The organism is Brevibacterium otitidis (genome assembly GCF_042429315.1).
Classification (GTDB): Bacteria; Actinomycetota; Actinomycetes; order Actinomycetales; family Brevibacteriaceae; genus Brevibacterium; species Brevibacterium otitidis.
This window is the reverse complement of record NZ_JBHMAU010000132.1, coordinates 24,802-44,402: the sequence shown is the minus strand read 5'-3', so window position 1 is coordinate 44,402 and position 19,601 is coordinate 24,802. Positions and strand designations below refer to the sequence as shown.

The window sequence follows — 19,601 nt, the reverse complement described above, 5'->3', positions numbered from 1 at the left end:
GCGGGTGTCACGACCCGATCGTGAAGATGAAGTTCCAGGTCCCAGCCGCCACCGCCGCACCGATCGTGACGGCAGCGGCGATGATCGCACCGGCGACGAGGGCTCCGTCGCGGGGATGGAATGTCGAGACCCGCGCCCACGTGCGGTTCTGCGCACCGAAGCCGCGGCCCTCCATCGCCATCGCCAGCCGGGTGCCGCGCCGGATCGCCTGCACGAGCAGTGCGAACGAGGTCTGGAAGAACCCGCCGATCCGGGCGAACACGTTCCCGCCGGCCACACCTCGGGCCCGGCGCGCCTGCGCAAGCGTCTGCCATTCGGCGATGAACAGGGTCACGAGCCGGGCGGCGGCGAGTGCCGCGAGCACGAAGGTCGCCGGCAGCCGCAGGTGCTGGATGAGGCTGTCGGCCAAGTCGGTCGGGTCGATCGTCGCGATGAGCATGACCGCCGGCAGCGCGAGCGCGAGCGCGCGCAGCGCCACCGCAGCACCCATCGTCAGCGAGTCGCTGGTGAGCAGCAGAGGGCCGGCATCGACGATGACGGTGCCGGTCTTCTGCGACAGCAGCGCGGTGCCCCAGCCGGCCATGAGCGCGGCCAGCGGCAGGAACCACAGCCGCTTGACGAGCACGGCCAGGTCGAGGCCGGTGAGCGGCAGCATGAGGATGACGAGTCCGAGCATGACCGCGGCGGAGACGACGTCGATGCTGAGCACGACCGCGATGGCGAGCACTGCACCGGCGGCGAGCTTGGCGACTGGATTGCAGCGCACGAGCGGGGTCTCCCGGAGGACGGGGACGAGGAGGTCGGCGTTCATGCGCGCACCGCCTGCCCGCGGCCGAAGAGCATCCGCTCAGCGGCGATCGCCTGGAGGAACTCCGCATCATGGCTGACGGTCAGCAGCGCGGTGCCGGCGTCGAGCAGCTCGCAGCTGAGCGCCGCAAGCTCCCGCCACGTGTTGGCATCCTGGCCGAAGGTCGGCTCGTCGATGATGAGCACCGGCGGGCGGGTCGCCATCATGCACGCCACCGACAGCCGCCGCTTCTCCCCACCGGAGAGCGTGTGCGGATGCGCATGCGCCAGCCGGGTCAGCCGGAGGCGTTCGAGCAGCTCGGCCACCCGCGCCTCGGTCTCGGCCTGCGGGCAGCCGGCCTGGCGCGGGCCCAGTCGCAGCTCATCGGCGACCGTGGTGGTGAGGAACTGATGCTCCGGCTCCTGGAACACCGTGCCGATCCGGGCGACGAGGTCGGCCGCCGGCCACCGGTGCGGGTCGCTGCGGCGGGGCGCACCGCGCCCGAGGTCGAGCAGCCGGTCCGTGGCCCTCACCCTCCCAGCGCGGGCAGGCAGCAGCCCGCCGAGGGTGAGCGCGGTCGTCGACTTGCCGGCGCCGTTGTGCCCGACGAGTGCGAGCGCCTGGCCTTCGGCGAGGTCGATGCTCAGGTCGCTGACGGCGACCGGACCGCGGCGGGCCCGGGCGACGGCGAGCTTCTCGGCCTCCAGCAGCACCGCACCCGCCGGCCGCGGGACGCGCGGCTGGGGGAGTGCGGCACCAGGCAGCCAGACCCCAGCGCCAGCCAGGGTGCCGCGCAGCGCCGGGTCGTGCAGCACCGCAGCCGGCGAGCCGTCGGCGACCAGCCCGGACTCGCCGAGCACGATGATCCGGTCGACGTGATCGGCCCAGATGTCGACCCGGTGTTCGACGATGAGCAGGGTCGCACCAGAGGCGGCCTGCGCGTCGAGAACCGCCTGGCACATCTCGGGAACGGCGGCCGGATCGATGTTGGCCGTCGGCTCGTCGAGGACCATGAGGCCAGGCGCCATGGCGAGCACGCCGGCCAGGGCGAGACGCTGCTTCTGCCCGCCGGACAGTGCTGAGGTCGGATGGTCCCACGGCAGGTCGAGGCCGACGGTGGCCAGCGCCTTGCGGGCGCGGGCGGGCATCGCGGCCGGGTCGACGCCGGTGTTCTCCATGCCGAAGCACACATCGTCGCCGAGCCGGGCGAGCACCACCTGCGCGTCCGGGTCCTGCAGGACGAGCCCAGTGGTGCCCGAGGTGGGATCCGGTGGGCGGCCGTCGACGAGCAGCTCGCCGGTCCGGTACCCGGATTCGGCCGGCAGGACTCCTGCGATCGCATGCAGCAGCGTCGACTTCCCGGCGCCCGAGGAGCCGAGCAGCAGGACGCGCTCACCGGCCTCGATGCGCAGGTCGATGTCGCTGACGGCGGCGCGCTTGCGGCCGGAGTGCCGCCAGCCGAAACCGCGGGCCAGGACGTCGACGCCGCGGGTCGCGGCTGCCATCAGACTTCTCGCGCGCTGCGTCCGGAGGCGAAGGCGCCCAACGCACCGGTGCGGGCGATCGCCTTGAGTGCGAACCACGACACGAGGCCGGCCAGGACCACGCCGGAGATGCCGGCGAAGACGGTGTAGAGCGCCTTGTGCTCAAACGTCCACGCAGCGTTGTAGAGGATGTTCTCGCCGATCGCCAGCGACAGCCCGGCACCCAGGCCGGCGAGCAGCGTGGCGATGAAGGTGTAGCGGCGGTAGCGCAGTGCGGCGAAGATGATCTCAGCGCCGAAGCCCTGGATGAGCCCGGTGACGATGACCATGAGCCCGAAGTAGTTGCCCGGCACCGCCGAGACGATCGCCGCGAGGACCTCGACGTACAGTGCCGCGCCGGGCTTGCGGATGATGAGCCCGCCGAGCACTCCGCCGAGCACCCACACGCCGGTCAGCAGGCCCTTGGTGGGCGGGTAGAGGGCCTGGAACGGGGCGCTGATCGTCTCCCAGGAGTTCGACCAGGCCCAGAACACGATGCCGATCGCGACGGCGAGCACCGAGGCGACGACGATGTCGACGACCCTCCAGCGCATCGTGGCCGGCACGCCGGCCGGAGTGGGGTTGGGTTCGGAATCGGTGTGGCGGGTCTGGACGTCAGACATCGCAAATCCTCCTTCAATCAGGCAAGGAGGGGTGAAGAGACTCGACTTCCTCCGGCGGTATGAACCGCGTCAGGTTCGAGGGTCTGCAACTGTGCACTCTCAGCGCTCCTCGTGAGCGCTCCCCTGTCGTCGCGTCTACGGTAGCAGACCCATGTACGCCAGGGCGGCTTTGACGATGTGCTCCTGTCCGTGGTTCATCTCCGCCACGATGTCCTCGCGCAGTGCTTCGTCAGGAGTGAGCCAGTCGAGGCTGAGCGCATCCTGGCGCGGTGTGCACTCACCCTGCACCGGCAGGATGTAGCACAGGGCGATCGCATGCTGGCGCGGATCGTGAAGCTTGGAGGCGCCCTCGGTCGGGAAGTACTCGGCGACGTGGAACGGGTTGAGCGAGCTCGGCAGCGACGGAAACGCCAGCGGCCCGAGGTCCTTCTCGGCATGGCGCATGAGCGCATCGCGCAGGGTCTCGTGGAAGCGCACCCGCCCGCCGATCACCTCGCGCACGAGCGAGCCGTCATCGCCGGTGCGCAACAGCAGCCCGACCTTCTCCGGCACACCGTGGTCGTCGAGCAGCACCGGCACCGCATTGATGTAGGCCATCGGCAGGCGTCTGCGCAGCCGGGCCAGCTCATCGGGTTCGAGCCAGTTCTCATCGAAAGCCAAAGCGGTGCGTGTCATAGTCCCATGGTTCCACACGGGCTCTGGTCAGGCCAGACTCCAGGCGCATGTCCCCAGGAGCGGGAGGCGTGAACCACCGGGGCTGCGATAGGTTCGGGGCATGAGCGATGACATGAACGAGCAGCACACCGGTCAGGATCAGCATCTCGCCGACGAGATCAACGCCCACTACCACCCGATCGCCATGACCCTCTTCGGCCTCCTGGACGCCGAGGATCAGATCGACCAGCCCGAATCCCAGGCCGTCGACGCCGCCCAGATCGCCGAGGTGTCGGTCGTGGCCGCCGCGCTGCGGATCTGGCACTGGGTCGCCTCCGGTCCGAACGCGCAGCGCCCGGCCGCCGAGACCGGCGAGCTGAGCGGTGAGGAGCTCGCCGCTGTCGCCGAACTCGCCGGACTCGAAGAGGCCGGTGGCGCCAAGACGCTGGCTGAGCTGCCGCTGACCGAGCGGGCCTGGGCGACGCTGCTGCTGACCGGCATGTTCGAACAGGCCGGGCCTGAGTCGGTGACGGTTGGTCTGCCTGAACTGTTCGGCCCCGTCGCCGAGGCGGTGGCTGCCGGCCGTGCGATCGAGCTCAGTGACGAGCAGGCTGGGGCGCTCGCCCGCTGGCTCAGCGTGTGGGCGCTCGCCGCGGCGAACCACTGGCAGCAGGTCAACACCCAGGTCACCGGTGCCGGTGACCTCGATATCCCGCTGTTCTCGACCCTGGCGATGTACCTCGGTGCCGGCGGGCGGGTGAGCCTGCCCGAATCCGAGCAGATCCACGCTGTGCTCGAGACCGACGAGCGGCTCAAGGCCCACACCGCCGAGTTCTTCCGGCTCCTCGGCTACGCCCCGGAGACGATCTCCGGGGAGAGCTTCGCCCATGCCGTGCTCGCCGGCACGTCTGAGACCCTGCTGCGGATCCTCGGCGACTGGCGCTCCGGCGGCGTGCTCACCGATGCCGGCGACGGCAAGCTCCGGGCGCATCCGGGAGCCCGGCTGTCGCTCATCACCCTCGTCTCGACCATCCAGGGCACCGGGCAGCCGGCAGAGGACTGAGCGAACAGGGGCATTAGCGCAGGCCAGCGGGCTGGCCGCGCAGCTGGGACGGGACCCGGTGAGCGAGGCCACATGTGCGCGTGGCATCCTAGAGAACGTACGGCGTTTGTGCTGCCCCTGCTCATGTTTTATCTTGATATCAAGATAAAGTGTGGCGTGGTGCTCAGCCCGTGCCGCTCATACAGTTGAATGCAGCCCGTGAGACGCTCGGGCACTGACGGTCAGCGTCGACGACCCATCGACGGCAGACGTCGAGACAAGGAGAATCTCCATGATCAACCATGAAGTCCGCACCTATAAGAGCTCGGAAGACCTCCCCCGCGAAGATCAGCTGGCCTGGAAGATCGCAGAAGTCGCATCCGATCCCGTCGCCGTCGACGCCGATGTGACGGACATGGTCATCAACCGCATCATCGACAACGCCGCCGTCGCCGCCGCCTCGGTCCGCCGCGCCGCCCCGACCCACGCACGCGAGCAGGCGCTGCCGCACAAGGCCGCCCCGGGCGCCACCGTCTTCGGCCAGCCGCTCGACGACACCGTCTCCCCGGAATGGGCTGCCTGGGCCAACGGCGTGGCCGTGCGCGAACTCGACTTCCACGACACCTTCCTCGCCAAGGACTATTCGCACCCCGGTGACAACATCCCGGCGATCCTCGCGGTCGCCCAGCACCTCGGCGTCGACGGCAAGGACCTCGTCAACGGCATCGCCACCGGCTACGAGATCCAGGTCGACCTCGTCAAGGGCATCTGCCTGCACGAGCACAAGATCGACCACGTCGCCCACCTCGGCCCCTCGGCGGCAGCCGGCATCGGTGCGATGCTGCACCTGCCCACCGAGGTGACCTTCCAGGCTGTGCAGCAGGCGCTGCACGTCACCACCGCCACCCGCCAGTCCCGCAAGGGCGAGATCTCCTCGTGGAAGGCCCACGCGCCGGCATTCGCCGGCAAGATGGCTGTCGAGGCCGTCGACCGTGCGATGCGCGGCGAAGGTGCGCCGAGCCCCATCTACGAAGGCGAAGACGGCTTCATCGCCTGGATCCTCTCCGGTCCCGAGGCCCGCTACACCGTGCCGCTGCCGGCCAAGGGCGAGGCCAAGCGCGCGATCCTCGACACCTACACCAAGGAGCACTCGGCTGAGTACCAGGCGCAGGCACTCATCGACCTCGCCCGCAAGATGGGCAGGGAGATCGACGATCTGACCGCGATCAAGAAGATCGTCATCCACACCTCGCACCACACCCACAACGTCATCGGCACCGGCGCCAACGACCCGCAGAAGATGGATCCGAAGGCCTCCCGCGAGACGCTGGACCACTCGATCATGTACATCTTCGCCGTCGCCATGGAGGACCAGGGCTGGCACCACGAGGACTCCTACGCCCCTGAGCGCGCCTCCCGCCCGGAGACCGTCGAACTGTGGCACAAGATCGAGACGACCGAAGATCCCGAGTGGACCCGCCGGTACCACTCGACCGATCCGGACGAGATGGCCTTCGGTGGCCGCGTCGAGATCGAATTTGAGGACGGCTCGACGATGGTCGACGAGATCGCCGTCGCCGACGCCCACCCGAATGGTGCGCGCCCGTTCGTCCGCGAGAACTACGTCGAGAAGTTCCGCACCCTCGCCAAGGGCATCATCGCCGAGGAGGAGCAGGACCGCTTCCTCGACCTCGTCCAGCGCCTGCCGGAGCTGTCCGCCGATGAGATCCGCGAACTGTCCTTCGTCGTCGAGGGCCTCGAGCACTCCGGCTCGAAGGGGATCTTCTGATGCTCGGCGCGACCACACCAGCAGCCCAGCGGCGCAAGCGGTTCCGCGAACTGCTCGCCGGCAGCGAGATCGTGCAGTTCCCGGGCGCGATCAACCCGATCAACGCCCAGATCATCGAGCAGCTCGGCTTCGAAGGCGTCTACATCTCCGGCGGTGCGTTCTCCGCAGCGCAGGGGCTGCCCGACATCGGGCTCACGACGCTCACCGAGGTCGTCGCCCACGGCCGGAACATCTCCCGGGTGACGAACCTGCCGACCTTCATCGACGCCGACACCGGCTGGGGTGAGGCGATGAATGTCGCCCGCACCGTCCAGGAGTTCGAGGACGCAGGCCTGGCGGGCATGCACCTGGAGGACCAGGTCAACCCCAAGCGCTGCGGCCACCTCGACGGCAAGGAGGTCGTCTCGACCGCCGAGATGGTCAAGCGGATCTCCGCGGCCGTCAAGGGCCGCCGGGATGAGAACTTCGTCATCTGCGCCCGCACCGACGCCCGCGCCGGAGAGGGCCTTGATGCCGCGATCGACCGGGCGAAGGCCTACGCCGATGCCGGGGCGGATCTCATCTTCCCCGAGGCCATGCGGGACCTGTCGGAGTTCGAGACCTTCGCCTCGGAGCTGGACGTGCCGATCCTGGCGAACATGACCGAATTCGGCAAGAGCGAGCTGTTCACCACCGAGCAGCTCGCCGGTGTCGGGGTGCGGCTCGTCATCTACCCGGTGACGACCCTGCGCATCGCGATGGGCGCGATCAAGCGCGGACTCGAGACGATCCGCGCCGAAGGCACCCAGGAAAGCATCGTCGAGGGCATGCAGACGCGCGCCGATCTGTACGAGACCATCGACTACGGTGCGTACAACGACTTCGATGCAGACATCTTCAACTTCTCACAGGAGGGTCACCAGTGACCGAGACCGACATCAAGAAGGGCCTGGCAGGCGTCGTCGTCGACACCACGGCTGTCTCCAAGGTCGTCCAGGAGACCAACTCGCTCACCTACCGCGGCTACCCCGTCCAGGAGCTCGCCGCGAACTGCAGCTTCGAGGAGGTCGCCTACCTCATCTGGAACGGCGAGCTGCCGAGTGCTGCCCAGCTGGAGGAGTTCACCGCCCGTGAGCGCAGCCAGCGCGCCATCGACGACACCCTCGTCGACCTCATCCTCGGCCTGCCGAAGGACTGCCACCCGATGCACGTCGTGCAGACCGCCGTCGCCTACCTCGGCGCCGTCGATCCCGAGGCCGATGTCGAGGGCGAGGAGGCCAACCGTGCGAAGGCCGAGCGGCTGTACGCACAGCTGCCGACGATCGTCGCGATCGACCACCGACGCCGCCACGGCCTCGACCCGGTCGCCCCGACGACCGATCTGTCGTATGCCGCGAACTTCTTCAAGATGGTCTTCGACGAGGTGCCGGCCGAGGAGGTCGTGCGCTGCTTCGACATCTCGATGATCCTCTACGCCGAGCACTCCTTCAACGCCTCGACGTTCACCGCCCGCGTCATCACCTCGACGACCTCGGACCTGTACTCGGCCGTCGCCGGTGCCGTCGGCGCCCTCAAGGGACCGCTGCACGGCGGTGCCAACGAGGCCGTCATGGCGATGCTCGAAGAGGTCGGCACCGCTGACAAAGCGGAGGCCTGGATCGACGATGCACTGGCCAACAAGCAGAAGATCATGGGCTTCGGCCACCGCGTCTACAAGAACGGCGACTCGCGCGTGCCCACCATGCGCGCCGCCTTCGAGGACATGGTCAAGGTCAAGGGAGCAGACGAGCTGCTCGCACTCTACAACACCTTCGAAGAGGACTTCGTGTCCCGCAAGGGCATCTACCCGAACCTCGACTACCCCTCAGGTCCGGCCTACCACCTCATGGGCTTCGACACCGAGCAGTTCACGCCGATCTTCGTGATGAGCCGCATCACCGGCTGGACCGCCCACATCATGGAGCAGCAGGCGTCCAACGCACTCATCCGCCCGCTCTCGGCCTACGACGGCGAAGAGCAGCGCGAAGTCCCGGCTGACCGCGGCTGACATGAGCACGCTGGACCAGCTGCGCCGGTCCATCGAGAGCATCGAGGGTTTCGGCTTCACCATCACCGGTGGAGTCGGAACCCTCGTCTTCGATCGACCGGCCAAGCGCAACGCCCTGTCCCGTCAGATGTGGCAGGCCCTGCCGGGGATCCTTGCGAGCATCGACGCCGCTGAGGAGCTGTCCGTGCTCATCCTCACCGGCGCCGGCGGGCACTTCTCTGCCGGCTCCGACATCCACGACCTCAACGTGCCGCTCGCGGACTTCTGGGAGACGAACTCCGCCGCCGAGGCGGCACTCGCCTCGGTCTCGATTCCCACCATTGCCGCGATCGAGGGCAACTGCGTGGGCGGCGGCACCGAGCTGGCGGCTGCCTGCGATGTGCGGGTCGCCGCGCCGAACACCATCTACGGGGTGACGGCTGCCAAGCTCGGCCTCGTCTACCCGCCGGGGCCGACGAAGCGGCTGGCGACGATCATCGGCGATGCGTGGGCGAAGTACTTCCTGCTCACCGCCGAGATCATCGACTTCGACCAGGCGCTCAACCTCGGCTTCATCCACACCGTCAGCGACACCCCGCTGGAGAAGGCGCACGAGATCGCCGGGACGATCGCCAGCCGCTCCCCGCTGTCCCAGACCGGAGCCAAGCAGATCCTTTCAGGCGCGGTGCCTGATGTCTCCGCCGGGTCCTGGCTGGCTGAGGCGTATGCCACCGAGATCGTCGAGGGGCAGGAGGCGTTCTTCGCCAAGCGCCGGCCCGACTTCTCCTTCACCCGCCGCGACTGGCAGGACTGAGCTGCCCCCGAGGCGTTTCTTGCCTCCCAGCGCACTGACGGCCCCGCATTTGTGCGGGGGCGTTCTTGCATCCCCCTGCGTTGAATGGTTTACTACTTTAGTAAGTAACCAAGGAGGGAGAGATCCGTGATCGAAGAAGAACGTGCGCTGTTCCTGCAGATCGCAGAGAGCATCGAGAACAGCATCGTCGACGGCTCACTGGCCGAGGAGTCCCGGGCACCGTCGACGAACGAGCTCGCCGCGTTCCACCGCGTCAACCCGGCCACCGCCGCCAAGGGGCTGACGATGCTCGCCGACAAGGGCCTGCTGACCAAGAAGCGGGGGATCGGCATGTTCGTCACCGCCGGCGCCCGCGAGAAGCTGCGCGCTGAGCGCCGCGCAGTCTTCGCCGCTCGCTTCGTCGAGCCGCTCATGGTCGAGGCCGCCACCATCGGGCTCAACGCCGGAGAGGTCATCGCCATGGTCAAGGACCGTGCCACGGCAGTCGGAGCGCAGTCATGAACCCCGTCGTCAGCGTCCGCGACCTCGTCAAGGCCTACCCGGCGGGCAATGCGCTCGACGGCGTGGGCTTCGATCTGGAGGCGAACACCATCTACGGCTTCCTCGGCCGCAACGGCGCCGGCAAGTCGACGACCATGTCGATCATCACCAGCCAGCTCTTCGCCACCTCGGGAACGGTGCGCGTCTTCGGCGAGGACCCCTACGAGAACCCGCGCGTGCTCGGCCGGATGTGCTTCGTGCGCGAGAACCAGAAGTATCCCGAATCGATGACCGCCGCGCACGCCCTGCGCGCAGCCAGCCTGTTCTACCCCGGCTGGGACCATGACGTCGCCGAGCAGCTCGTGGCCGACTTCCGGCTGCCGCTGAAGACGAAGGTCAAGAAGCTCTCACGCGGTCAGCTCTCGGCCGTCGGCGTCATCATCGGGCTGTGCTCGCGGGCCGAGATCACCTTCTTCGACGAGCCCTACCTCGGACTCGACGCGGTGGCCCGGCAGATCTTCTACGACTGGCTCATCGCCGACTACGCCGAGCACCCGCGCACCATCCTCATGTCCTCGCACCTCATCGACGAGATCGCCGACCTCATCGAGCGCGTCCTCGTCATCGACGGTGGCCGCATCATCATGGACGAGACCGTCGAGGAGGCGACCTCGGCGCTCACCCGAGCGACCGGACCCACCGCCGCACTCGACCGGCTGGCCCGCGGCCACCGGGTGCTCGAGCGCAGGACCATGGGCAGTGCCGGTGCTCTCGTCTTCCACGGCATCCCCAGTGCGGCCGAATCCGAGACCGCCTCCCATGCCGGCGTGCGCCTCGAGTCCGTCGGACTGCAGGAGTCGATCGTCCACCGCACTGCGGCCGCCGCGACGGCGACCGGCCCCGAGCTGTCCCCCTCGAGCATGGAAGGAGCACTGTCATGAGCCAGACTGCGCGCATCGCCAACGTCATCCGCCTGCAGTTCGTCAACCGGCATCCGTTCCTGTGGGTGCCGCTCCTCGTCTTCGGTCTCGCGGTTGCGCTGTCCCTCATGATCTACGCGATGATCCCCGAGTCCGGACCCAAGTACGGCGGCGCGGCTCAGGCGCCGATGTGGACCTTCCTGTTCGTCGGCGTATCCGCGATGACCCTGACCTTCCCGTTCTCCCAATCGGTGGGCCTGGCGCGCTGGGAGTTCTACCTCGGCAGCCTCGCCGCGGCAGCCGTCGGTGCTGCCGCGCTGGCCAGCGCGTTCATCGTCCAGGGATTCATCGAACAGGCCACCGACGGCTACGGCATGAACGGCTACGTCGCCCACCTGCCGTGGCTGTGGGAGTCGGGCTGGTGGGCTGCGTGGCTGACGTTCTTCGTCTTCACCCTCATGGCCTTCGTGCTCGGATTCTGGAGTGCGACCGTGTTCAAGCGCTGGGGCATGACGGTGCTCGTCGCTGTCCTCGGCGCCCTCGGTCTCGTGCTCGCCGGTGCGCTGCTCGTCGTCTCCCGCCGCGAAGCCTGGGGTGAGGTGATCGCCTGGTTCGCCACCGCCGGCTCCCTGCAGCTGACCGGCTGGCTCGCACTTCTGACCGCCGTGCTCGCCGGACTGTCCTACCTCACGCTGCGCCGCGCGGTGCCCTGAGCTGGTGTGTTGCATTGGGGGCCGCGCCCGAGGCGGTGGTGCCGGTAGACTCGGATCATGAGTCTTCTCCGTGGTCAGGGAACTACGACAGTCGTCTGGAGTCTGTGATGACGGCTGCACTGAGTTCGGTTCGCATTCAGGGGTTCAGGTCGATCGGCGATCTCACCCTTCCTCTGTCGAGCCCGGTAACCCTGCTCATCGGCGCGAACGGCTCGGGGAAGAGCAATATCGTCGACGCGTTCGAGCTGCTGGGATCGACGATCGATCAGAAGCTCCGAGGATACGTGCTCCGGTCCGGCGGATTCAGCGGCATGGTTCATCGCGGCTACGGTGCGCTGGCGGCAGAAGAGATCTCCCTCGAAGCATGGGGCCAGTGGTCGGGTCCACCTGAGGATGCCAGCAGGGTCCGGAACGGATACCGGATGCGTCTGCGGCCTGGGCCTGACGACACTGCCATGCTCAGCGAATGGACGTACACTCACAAAGCTCGGTTCGAGACTCCGTACGATGTGCCGCTGGGCGAATCGCGCGAGAGCAGTCTCGCCGCACGCCGCGATGAGCATCGGGCCCACGGTTACTTGCTCGACGTTCTGACCGGCTGCCGTGTCTTCCATTTCGACGACACCAGCAGCGACGCGCCCCCGCTTCGACGCACAGATATTGCAGACAGCGCTTCGCTTCACAGCGACGGGCGAAATCTCGCTGCCGTCCTGTACGCGTTGAAGGAGCGTGACCCCGAGCGGTACGGGAGGATCGTGCGGTCGGTGCGGACCGTTGCTCCGTTCTTCGACGATTTTGCCTTCGACCAGCACGGTGACACCGTGCTGCTGCAGTGGCAGGAGCGGCAGATCGACGGAACGTTCTCCGGTTCTGCGCTGAGCTCAGGAACGCTGCGCTTCATCTGCCTGGCAACTCTGTTCCTACAGCCGCATCCACCGGCGACGATCGTGCTCGATGAGCCTGAGCTCGGCTTGCACCCGGTCGCTGTGGAGCATCTGACCGAGCTGATGCGTTCGGCCTCCCGGGACTGCCGGATTCTCGCGGCGACGCAGTCGGTGGGCCTCCTGTCGCGGTTCGAGCTTGACGAGGTGGCCGTGGTCGAGCGAGTGAAGGGCGCCACCGTCGTCGACCGGCCGGATAGGGAACGGCTTGCGCAGTGGCTGGACGACTACTCGCTCGGCGAGCTCTGGGAGATGAATCTCCTGGGCGGCAGGCCACGCCCATCCGATGCTCCGCGGCGGAGCTGGTGACGAGGCGTCTGTTCTCATGCGCTTGGTGGCGATCATGGTCGAAGGCAGAACTGAGGAGCGGTTCGTCGAGGAGATTCTGCAGGGCTTCGTGGGTGACGATGTGTGGCTCAGACCGATCGTGGGCCACACGAAGCGAGTTTCTGGGCAGAAGGCGAAGCGAGGCGGGGCGGCCTGGAAGCACTACCGCAGCCATCTCCGGAATCTCTGCTCCCAACCGCAGTGGTCGGCAGTGACGACGCTCATCGACCTCTACGGCTTCCCCGCTGACATCCGGTTGGCTGAGCCATTGGCCACCAGCGGCGGGCACGCTGCAGCAGCGCAGCTGTGCGAGGTGATGACACGCGAGGTCGATGATGCGCGCTTCATCCCGTTCGCCATGGTGCATGAGTTCGAGGCTCTCGTCATCGCTGCCGGTGCCCACCTCCCATCGGTCTTCGGTCAGGCCCGTGCTGCGCACGAGTTCCAGAAGCTGCTGGCAGAGCACGATGGCAACGCCGAACTCATCGACAGTCACCCTCATTCCTCGCCCGCCGCACGGGTGGAGGGAATCATCGCGGAGTATTCGAAAGTCCGCGACGGCATCGACATTATCGAGCAGGCTGGCCTGCGCAGCTGCCTCCACGCCTGCCCCCAGCTGGCCGCGTGGATCCAGCGGCTTCGCGGCTGAGGCCGGCCCCGAGGCGGTGGGTGCCTGCGCAGATGGGCAGGCCGCCTTGTGCGACGGGCACCGGATGAGCGGAGGACCATGTGACGGTAGGATGAATCCGTGCGTCTTGCAGTTCTCGATATCGGATCCAACAGCATCCACCTCCTCGTCGTGGATGCACACGTCGGCGCCCCGCCGCTGCCGGCGACCTCCCACAAAGAGGTCCTGCGCTTAGCCGAGCACCTCAAGGACGACGGATCGATCACCTCCTACGGCCAGCAGCGCCTCGTCGACTTCTGCAGGGAGTCGATCACGATCGCCGAAGAGCAGGGCTCCGAGCAGATCCTCGCCTTCGCCACCTCGGCGATCCGCAGCGCCCCCAACGGCGACGAGACGATCGAGCGCATCCACCGGGAATCCGGGCTCACCCTCAACGTCATGAGCGGGGAGGAGGAGGCCCGCATCACCTTCCTCGCCGCCCGCCGCTGGTTCGGCTGGTCGGCCGGCAATATCCTGCTCCTCGACATCGGCGGCGGCTCCCTGGAGATCGCCGCCGGCCGGGACGAGTACCCCGACATCGCCCTGTCCCTGCCGCTGGGCGCCGGGCGCATGCACAGCCGGTTCCTCTCCGCCGACCAGCCCAGCGAGGACGACATCGCCGCCCTGCGCCACCTGGCCCGCAAGGAGATCGGCCGGATCGCCGGAGACGTCAACCGCGTCGGCAAGCCGGAGAAGATCGTCGGCTCGTCGAAGACCTTCCGGTCGCTGGCGCGCATCGCCGGGGCTGCGCCGAGCGGTGACGGCATCTACGTGCCGCGCAAGCTGCAGCGCAAGGACATGCCCGGCATCATCGACACCCTGCTCTCGCGCACTCCCGCGCAGCGCGCCGAGCTGCCCGGCGTCTCCGCGGCCCGCTCCGGGCAGGTGCTCGCCGGCGCGATCGTCGCGGATGTCGCCTTCACGATCTTCGGCATCGAATCGATGAAAATCAGCCCGTGGGCGCTGCGCGAGGGCATCATCATGCGCAAGCTCGACCTGCTCGACTCCTCGGAGTCCGTGTCCATCCCGCGCGGCCGCCCGCTCGCCCTCGACCTGTAGGCCTGCCGGCTGGGAGCCCGCGTACTAGACTGTTCGGTGTGACACCGAGAGCATCGCGACCCCGACGGACGTTCCGCAAGGCGCTGACGACGCCGAACTCCGCGCGCGCGAACTCCCGCCGGCACCGCGAGTACTTCGAGCGCGTCCCGGTCTACGAACACGGTGTCCGGCACGTCTCCGACAACCAGATCCGGCTGGGGCTCTCGACCTCCTCGGTCTATCCGATGACGGTCACCACCTGCTTCGACACCGCCGCCCGCCTCGGCTACGAGGGCGTCGAGATCATGATCACCAACAGCGCCGAGACTCAGGACGTCGACTTCATCCGCTCCGAAGTGCAGCGCACCGGCCTGCCCGTGCTGTCCCTGCACGCCCCGACCCTGCTGTTCATGCCGCGGGTGATGACGAGCGACCACTGGGAGAAGCTGCGCATCACCTGCCGGATCGCCGCCGAGGTGGGGGCCCGGACGGTCGTCCTCCACCCGCCGTTCCGCTGGCAGGGCGACTACGCCCGCAACTTCGTCACCGGGGTGCGTGAGATCAGCGAGGAGACCGGCATCACCCTGGCGGTGGAGAACATGTATCCGTGGCGGGCCGGCATCCGGGAAGTCCAGGTCTACCTGCCGGACTGGAACCCGATCGGCTACGACTACGACGCCGTCACCTTCGACTTCTCACACGCCGCGACCGCCGGGATGAACGCACTCGAAGCGGTCCAGGAGCTGTTCGGCCGGCTGCACCACATCCACCTGACCGACGGAGCCGGATCACTCAAGGACGAACACCTCGTGCCCGGTCGCGGCCATATGCCCGTCGCCGAGGTGCTGCAGTACCTGGCCAAGGAGAACTGGTCCGGCGATGTCGTCGTCGAGGTCAACACCCGCTTCACCACCAGCTCCCGCAAGCGCGAGGAGATGCTCATCGAATCGCTCGAATTCGCCAAACGCCATCTGGGCATGCACGACTGAGCCCGCACCGGCGCGCACGGATCGGACTAGGAGGATACGACCATGAGACTCGCCTTCATCGGCACCGGATCGATGGGCTCAGCCCTGCTCGCCGGCGTCATCGCCGGCGGCTGCGATCCCGCCGACATCATCGCCACCACCCACTCGGCCGCATCCGCCCGGGCACTCGCCGCCGAGCACGGCATCCGGACCATCGCCGTCGCCGAGGATTCGGCTGCCAACCGGCGTGCCGCCTCGGGCGCGGATTACGTCTTCCTGGGCGTCAAGCCCTGGGCGATCAAGGACACCGCCGCCGAGGTGGGGGCCGAGCTGGGTGCCGAAGCCGTGCTCGTGTCGATGGCCGCCGGGATCACCCTGGAGCAGCTGGCCGCCTCCGCCGGGCACGAGGCGGTGGTGCGGATCATGCCGAACACGCCGAGCCGGATCGGCTGCGGGGTCATCTCGGTCTCCCCAGCCGAGGCGGTCGCCGCCGCGCAGGTCGCGCCGCTCACCGCGCTGCTCGCCGGGGCCGGGCAGGTGTTCGAGCTCGACGAAGAGCTCATCCCCGCGATGACGGGGATCTCCGGCTCCGGAGTCGCCTACTTCTTCCTGCTTGCCGAGGAGATGGTGCGTGCTGGCACCGCCATGGGCCTCGACGCCGAGACTGCCGCTGCGATGGTCGTGAAGACCGCGGAGGGCGCCGGCCGGCTGCTCGCCGCCGACCCCGATCCCGCGGCGCTGCGCCAGGCGGTCACGAGCAAGGGCGGCACAACGCATGCCGCGATCACGACCTTCCAGGACGCCGGCTTCGCCGCGCTCGTCGAACGCGCCGCGCAGGCCGCCGGACAGCGGGCGATCGCGATGGCCGAGGAGTACTGAGCTGTCAGGGCCGGCCGGCGAAGCGGCCGAGCAGCTCGACGTGCCCGGCGACGATGAGCACATCCTGGCTGCCGACGCGTGAGGACGGTTCGGCGTAGGTGAAGTCGCGGCCGGGGCTCTTGATGCCGACGACGGTGACGCCGTAGGTGTCGCGGATGCCGGATTCGGCCAGCGTGAAGCCCTGCACCTCCTTGGGCGGGCGCATCTTCACGACCGCGAAGTGGCCGTCGTCGAACTCGATGTAGTCGAGCATCTGCGAGGACACGAGATGGGCGACGCGCGCGCCGGCCTCCGATTCGGGGAACAGCACATGCTCGGCGCCGATGCGGCGCAGGATCTTGCCGTGCGAGTTCGAGATCGCCTTCGCCCACACCTGGTCGATGCCGAGATCGACGAGATTCGCCGTCGTCAGCACGCTCGCCTCGATCGAGGTGCCGATGCCGACGACCGCGGTGGAGAAGTCCTGCACGCCGAGCTGGCGCAGCGCCTCGATGTTGGTGGCATCGGCTTCGACGACATGGGTGAGCCGGCCGGACCACTCCTGGACCATATCCGGATTGCGTTCGACGGCCATCACCTCGCGGCCGAGCTTCGTGAGGTTCTCCGCCGTTGAGGCGCCGAACCGGCCGAGGCCGATGACGAGGATCGCATCGTGGGCGGGCTTTCCCGACTGCTTAGCCAATGATCGGCCTCTCCTCCGGATAGCGGAACAAGCGTTGCTGGTGGCTGGTCGACAGCGAGGCAGCCAAGGTAATCGTACCGAGCCGGCCGAGGAACATGAGCGCACTGAGCACATAGAGTCCGGCAGCGGGGGACTGCTCGGTCACCCCGGAGGACATTCCGCAGGTGGCGAAGGCGGAGATGGCGTCGAAGAGCACCGCATCGAGCGGCATCCGGGTGATGTGCAGCAGCGCGAGCGTGCCGGCGAGCACGAGCCCGGTGCCGGCCAGCGTGATCGAGATCGCCACCCGCACGGTCGCCGGGTCGATGCGCCGGTGGAACACGGTGACGTCCTTGAGTCCGCGCGCCTCGGCCAGCGCAGCGAGCACGAGCACCGCGATCGTCGTGACCTTGATGCCGCCGGCCGTCGAGGACGAGCCGCCGCCGATGAACATGAGCACGTCGATGAGCAGATGGCTGGTGCCGTGCATATCGGAGACATCGACCGAGGCCATCCCGCCGGAGCGCGGCATCGCGGCCATGAACAGAGTGTTCGTGATCCCGTGGCCGAAGCTCATCCCGCCGATCGTGCGCTCATTGCTCGACTCGAAGAGGTACAGCAGCGCAAAGGACAGCACGAAGAGGATGCCCGTCGTCGCCAGGGTCAGCTTCGTATGCAGATCCCAGCCGCGCGGGCGGTTCCACGTCACCGCGACCATGAGCACGACCGGGAAGCCGAGCGAGCCGATGAGCATCGAGATCATGACGACCATGAGGATCCACGGATCCTCCGAGAAGAACACGGCACCGCCGGAGTGGAGGGTGAACCCGGCGTTGTTGAAGGAGCTGACGGCGTAGAAGATGCTGTGCCACAGCGCATCGCCGAAGCTGTCGCCACGCTGCAGGAAGCGCGGCAGCAGCAGCGCCATGATGACGGCCTCGACGGAGAGGCTCGTGATGATGACCGCCCGCATGAGCGTGCCGACCTGCCCGACCTGGAAGGTGTTCGTCGCCTGCGCGGCGATGAGCCGCTGGCGCACGCCCAGCCGCTTCGACACCGCCATGCCCAGCAGCGAGGCCAGGGTGAGGATGCCGAGACCGCCCACCTGCATCGAGGCGACCATCACCCAGTGGCCGAAGGTTGTCCAGTACTCCTCGGTCACGACCGGCGACAGGCCGGTGACGCAGATCGTCGAGACCGCGACGAAGAGGCTGTTGGCGAAGGAGTGCTCGCCGGGGTTCTGATGCGCGATCGGCAGGGACAGCAGCACGGTGAAGACCGCGGTCGCGACGATGAAGGAGGCCATCGCCAGCCGGGCGGGGGATGCCTCGGCGACATCGTCGAGGACATCACGCAGGCGCCGGCCCGGGTGCAGAACCCGGTCGGTGAAACTCCGCGGCTGTGATGTCACCTCGACAGTGTAGCCCGCCCTGCGTGTTTCCCAGCTCACAGTGAGCGGTTAGAGTTGTGGCCATGGCCAAGCGAGAGACCGAGGTCTTCGTCATCTGGGACGAATCCTTCACGCAGTACAACTTCGGACCGACCCATCCGATGAATCCGCTGCGCCTGGATCTGACCGCCAGACTCGCCACCGAGTTCGGCCTCTTCGACCACCCCCGGATCCACATCTCTGGCGTCGGCGGCATCGACGAGGAGGCGCTGGCCGCACTGCACACACAGGAGTTCATCGACGCGGTCAAGCGCGCCGAGACGACCACGGACATCCCGGCCGAGGACGCCGCGGCCTTCGGCGTCGGCACCGAGGACGTGCCGCGCTTCGACCGGATCCACGAAGCCTCCGGCCGGATCTTCCAGGGCAGCCTCGAAGCGGCCCGGGCCATCACCTCGGGACGTTATGAGCGCGCCGTCAACTTCTGCGGCGGCATGCACCATGCGATGCCCGGCCGGGCCGCCGGGTTCTGCGTCTACAACGACCTGGCCGCGGCCATCCAGCACTTCCTCGACAGCGGCTATGAGCGCATCTGCTACATCGACCTCGACGCCCACCACGGCGACGGCACGGAGCGCTTCTACTGGGACGACCCGCGGGTGCTGACGATCTCCGTGCATGAGAACGGCCGCTTCCTGTTCCCGGGCACCGGCTTCGCCAACGACGTCGGCGGACTCGACGCCGCCGCCTCGGCGGTCAACATCGCCCTGCCCCCGCGCACCGACGACCACGACTGGCTGCGCGCCCTCGACGCCGTCGTGCCGGCGGTCATCCGGGAGTTCTCCCCGCAGGTCATCGTCAGTCAGCACGGCTGCGACGGCCACTCCGCCGATCCGCTCACCCACCTGCGGCTCAGCGTCGATGCGATGCGGGTGGCCACCCAGTGGGTGCGCGATCTCGCCGACGACTACACCGAGGGCCGCTGGCTGGCCACCGGCGGAGGCGGCTACGCGCTCGTCGAGGTGGTGCCGCGGGCGTGGACGAACCTCGTGGCGATCGCCGCCGGAGCCGATATCGACCCCACGCGCGAGCTGCCCGAACGCTGGCGCACCTATGTCGAGGACGTCACCCGGATCACCGCCCCGTACATGATGACCGACGGCCACGACGGCACCTTCGACCCCTGGGCCAACGGCTACGACCCCGAATCCGACCTCGACCGCACCGTCATGTCGACGCGGAAGAACATCTTCCCCTTCTACGGTCTCGACGCCCATTTCGACTGACATCCGACCCGCCGCGCAGGCGGCCTCCTTGACTCGAGTGAGCAGTTTTGGAATAGCTCGAGGCAACGATAGAATTAAGCGGTTACGTCTGACA

Annotated in this window: 20 protein-coding genes and 1 riboswitch; of the genes, 14 read left to right on the top strand and 6 right to left on the bottom strand. The window is 68.0% G+C overall.

Going from position 1 to position 19,601, the window contains the following annotated elements; genetic code table 11:
- Nucleotides 1-7: 7 nt before the first annotated feature.
- The 4 genes from ACFFN1_RS16085 to ACFFN1_RS16070 form a co-directional block, all read right to left on the bottom strand.
- The gene (locus tag ACFFN1_RS16085) at nt 8-811 is read right to left on the bottom strand and encodes an energy-coupling factor transporter transmembrane component T family protein (protein WP_376841907.1); all 804 of its coding nucleotides are present in this window, start codon (nt 809-811) and stop codon (nt 8-10) included.
- Nucleotides 808-2,292: an ABC transporter ATP-binding protein gene (locus tag ACFFN1_RS16080; RefSeq protein ID WP_376841906.1), complete on the bottom strand. Its 1,485-nt coding sequence runs from the start codon at nt 2,290-2,292 to the stop codon at nt 808-810. Before ACFFN1_RS16080 ends, ACFFN1_RS16085 begins: the two co-directional genes overlap by 4 nt.
- Nucleotides 2,292-2,933 (bottom strand): ECF transporter S component, encoded by a 642-nt coding sequence (locus ACFFN1_RS16075; RefSeq protein ID WP_376841904.1) that lies wholly within the window; start codon nt 2,931-2,933, stop codon nt 2,292-2,294. Before ACFFN1_RS16075 ends, ACFFN1_RS16080 begins: the two co-directional genes overlap by 1 nt.
- Nucleotides 2,934-2,962: 29 nt before the next feature.
- Nucleotides 2,963-3,068: riboswitch (TPP riboswitch) on the bottom strand.
- The gene (locus ACFFN1_RS16070; protein ID WP_102161330.1) at nt 3,069-3,608 is read right to left on the bottom strand and encodes a DUF4916 domain-containing protein; all 540 of its coding nucleotides are present in this window, start codon (nt 3,606-3,608) and stop codon (nt 3,069-3,071) included.
- Nucleotides 3,609-3,708: 100 nt separating this feature from the next.
- Between ACFFN1_RS16070 and ACFFN1_RS16065 the strand changes: the two genes are divergently transcribed.
- The 13 genes from ACFFN1_RS16065 (at nt 3,709) to proC (ending at nt 16,170) form a co-directional block, all read left to right on the top strand.
- A complete protein-coding gene (locus ACFFN1_RS16065; protein WP_376841903.1) occupies nt 3,709-4,650 on the top strand; it encodes a hypothetical protein in 942 nt (313 codons plus the stop codon).
- 271 nt (nt 4,651-4,921) lie between these two features.
- A complete protein-coding gene (locus ACFFN1_RS16060; RefSeq protein ID WP_376841902.1) occupies nt 4,922-6,418 on the top strand; it encodes an MmgE/PrpD family protein in 1,497 nt (498 codons plus the stop codon).
- Nucleotides 6,418-7,323 carry a methylisocitrate lyase gene (gene prpB, locus ACFFN1_RS16055; RefSeq protein WP_376841901.1) on the top strand — a complete coding sequence of 302 codons (906 nt, stop codon included), beginning with the start codon at nt 6,418-6,420 and terminating at the stop codon, nt 7,321-7,323. Before ACFFN1_RS16060 ends, prpB begins: the two co-directional genes overlap by 1 nt.
- Nucleotides 7,320-8,444: a bifunctional 2-methylcitrate synthase/citrate synthase gene (locus ACFFN1_RS16050; protein WP_376841900.1), complete on the top strand. Its 1,125-nt coding sequence runs from the start codon at nt 7,320-7,322 to the stop codon at nt 8,442-8,444. The genes prpB and ACFFN1_RS16050 overlap by 4 nt, the downstream gene beginning before the upstream one ends.
- 1 nt (nt 8,445) lies before the next feature.
- Nucleotides 8,446-9,237: an enoyl-CoA hydratase/isomerase family protein gene (locus tag ACFFN1_RS16045; RefSeq protein WP_376841899.1), complete on the top strand. Its 792-nt coding sequence runs from the start codon at nt 8,446-8,448 to the stop codon at nt 9,235-9,237.
- 126 nt (nt 9,238-9,363) lie between these two features.
- Entirely contained in the window at nt 9,364-9,738 is a 375-nt protein-coding gene (locus ACFFN1_RS16040; protein WP_376841898.1) for a GntR family transcriptional regulator, read from the top strand.
- On the top strand, nt 9,735-10,658 hold the full coding sequence (locus ACFFN1_RS16035) for an ABC transporter ATP-binding protein (protein ID WP_376841897.1): 924 nt from the start codon (nt 9,735-9,737) through the stop codon (nt 10,656-10,658). The genes ACFFN1_RS16040 and ACFFN1_RS16035 overlap by 4 nt, the downstream gene beginning before the upstream one ends.
- The gene (locus ACFFN1_RS16030) at nt 10,655-11,350 is read left to right on the top strand and encodes a hypothetical protein (protein ID WP_376841896.1); all 696 of its coding nucleotides are present in this window, start codon (nt 10,655-10,657) and stop codon (nt 11,348-11,350) included. Before ACFFN1_RS16035 ends, ACFFN1_RS16030 begins: the two co-directional genes overlap by 4 nt.
- Nucleotides 11,351-11,457: 107 nt before the next feature.
- Nucleotides 11,458-12,600, top strand: coding sequence for an AAA family ATPase (locus ACFFN1_RS16025; protein WP_376841895.1), 1,143 nt, complete (start codon nt 11,458-11,460; stop codon nt 12,598-12,600).
- Entirely contained in the window at nt 12,578-13,267 is a 690-nt protein-coding gene (locus ACFFN1_RS16020) for a DUF4276 family protein (RefSeq protein WP_376841894.1), read from the top strand. Before ACFFN1_RS16025 ends, ACFFN1_RS16020 begins: the two co-directional genes overlap by 23 nt.
- A 99-nt stretch (nt 13,268-13,366) precedes the next feature.
- Entirely contained in the window at nt 13,367-14,344 is a 978-nt protein-coding gene (locus ACFFN1_RS16015; protein ID WP_376841893.1) for a Ppx/GppA phosphatase family protein, read from the top strand.
- A gap of 38 nt (nt 14,345-14,382) precedes the next feature.
- A complete protein-coding gene (locus tag ACFFN1_RS16010; RefSeq protein ID WP_376841892.1) occupies nt 14,383-15,312 on the top strand; it encodes a sugar phosphate isomerase/epimerase family protein in 930 nt (309 codons plus the stop codon).
- 42 nt (nt 15,313-15,354) lie between these two features.
- Nucleotides 15,355-16,170, top strand: coding sequence for a pyrroline-5-carboxylate reductase (proC, locus tag ACFFN1_RS16005; RefSeq protein WP_376841891.1), 816 nt, complete (start codon nt 15,355-15,357; stop codon nt 16,168-16,170).
- 4 nt (nt 16,171-16,174) lie between these two features.
- Here the strand turns inward: proC and ACFFN1_RS16000 are convergent, their stop codons facing one another.
- Nucleotides 16,175-16,852: a potassium channel family protein gene (locus ACFFN1_RS16000; protein ID WP_376841890.1), complete on the bottom strand. Its 678-nt coding sequence runs from the start codon at nt 16,850-16,852 to the stop codon at nt 16,175-16,177.
- Nucleotides 16,845-18,242, bottom strand: coding sequence for a TrkH family potassium uptake protein (locus ACFFN1_RS15995; protein WP_376841889.1), 1,398 nt, complete (start codon nt 18,240-18,242; stop codon nt 16,845-16,847). The genes ACFFN1_RS16000 and ACFFN1_RS15995 overlap by 8 nt, the downstream gene beginning before the upstream one ends.
- 62 nt (nt 18,243-18,304) lie before the next feature.
- On the opposite strand from ACFFN1_RS15995, the gene ACFFN1_RS15990 reads away from it, so the two are divergent.
- Nucleotides 18,305-19,507, top strand: coding sequence for an acetoin utilization protein AcuC (locus tag ACFFN1_RS15990; protein WP_376841888.1), 1,203 nt, complete (start codon nt 18,305-18,307; stop codon nt 19,505-19,507).
- The last annotated feature ends 94 nt before the right edge of the window (nt 19,508-19,601 follow it).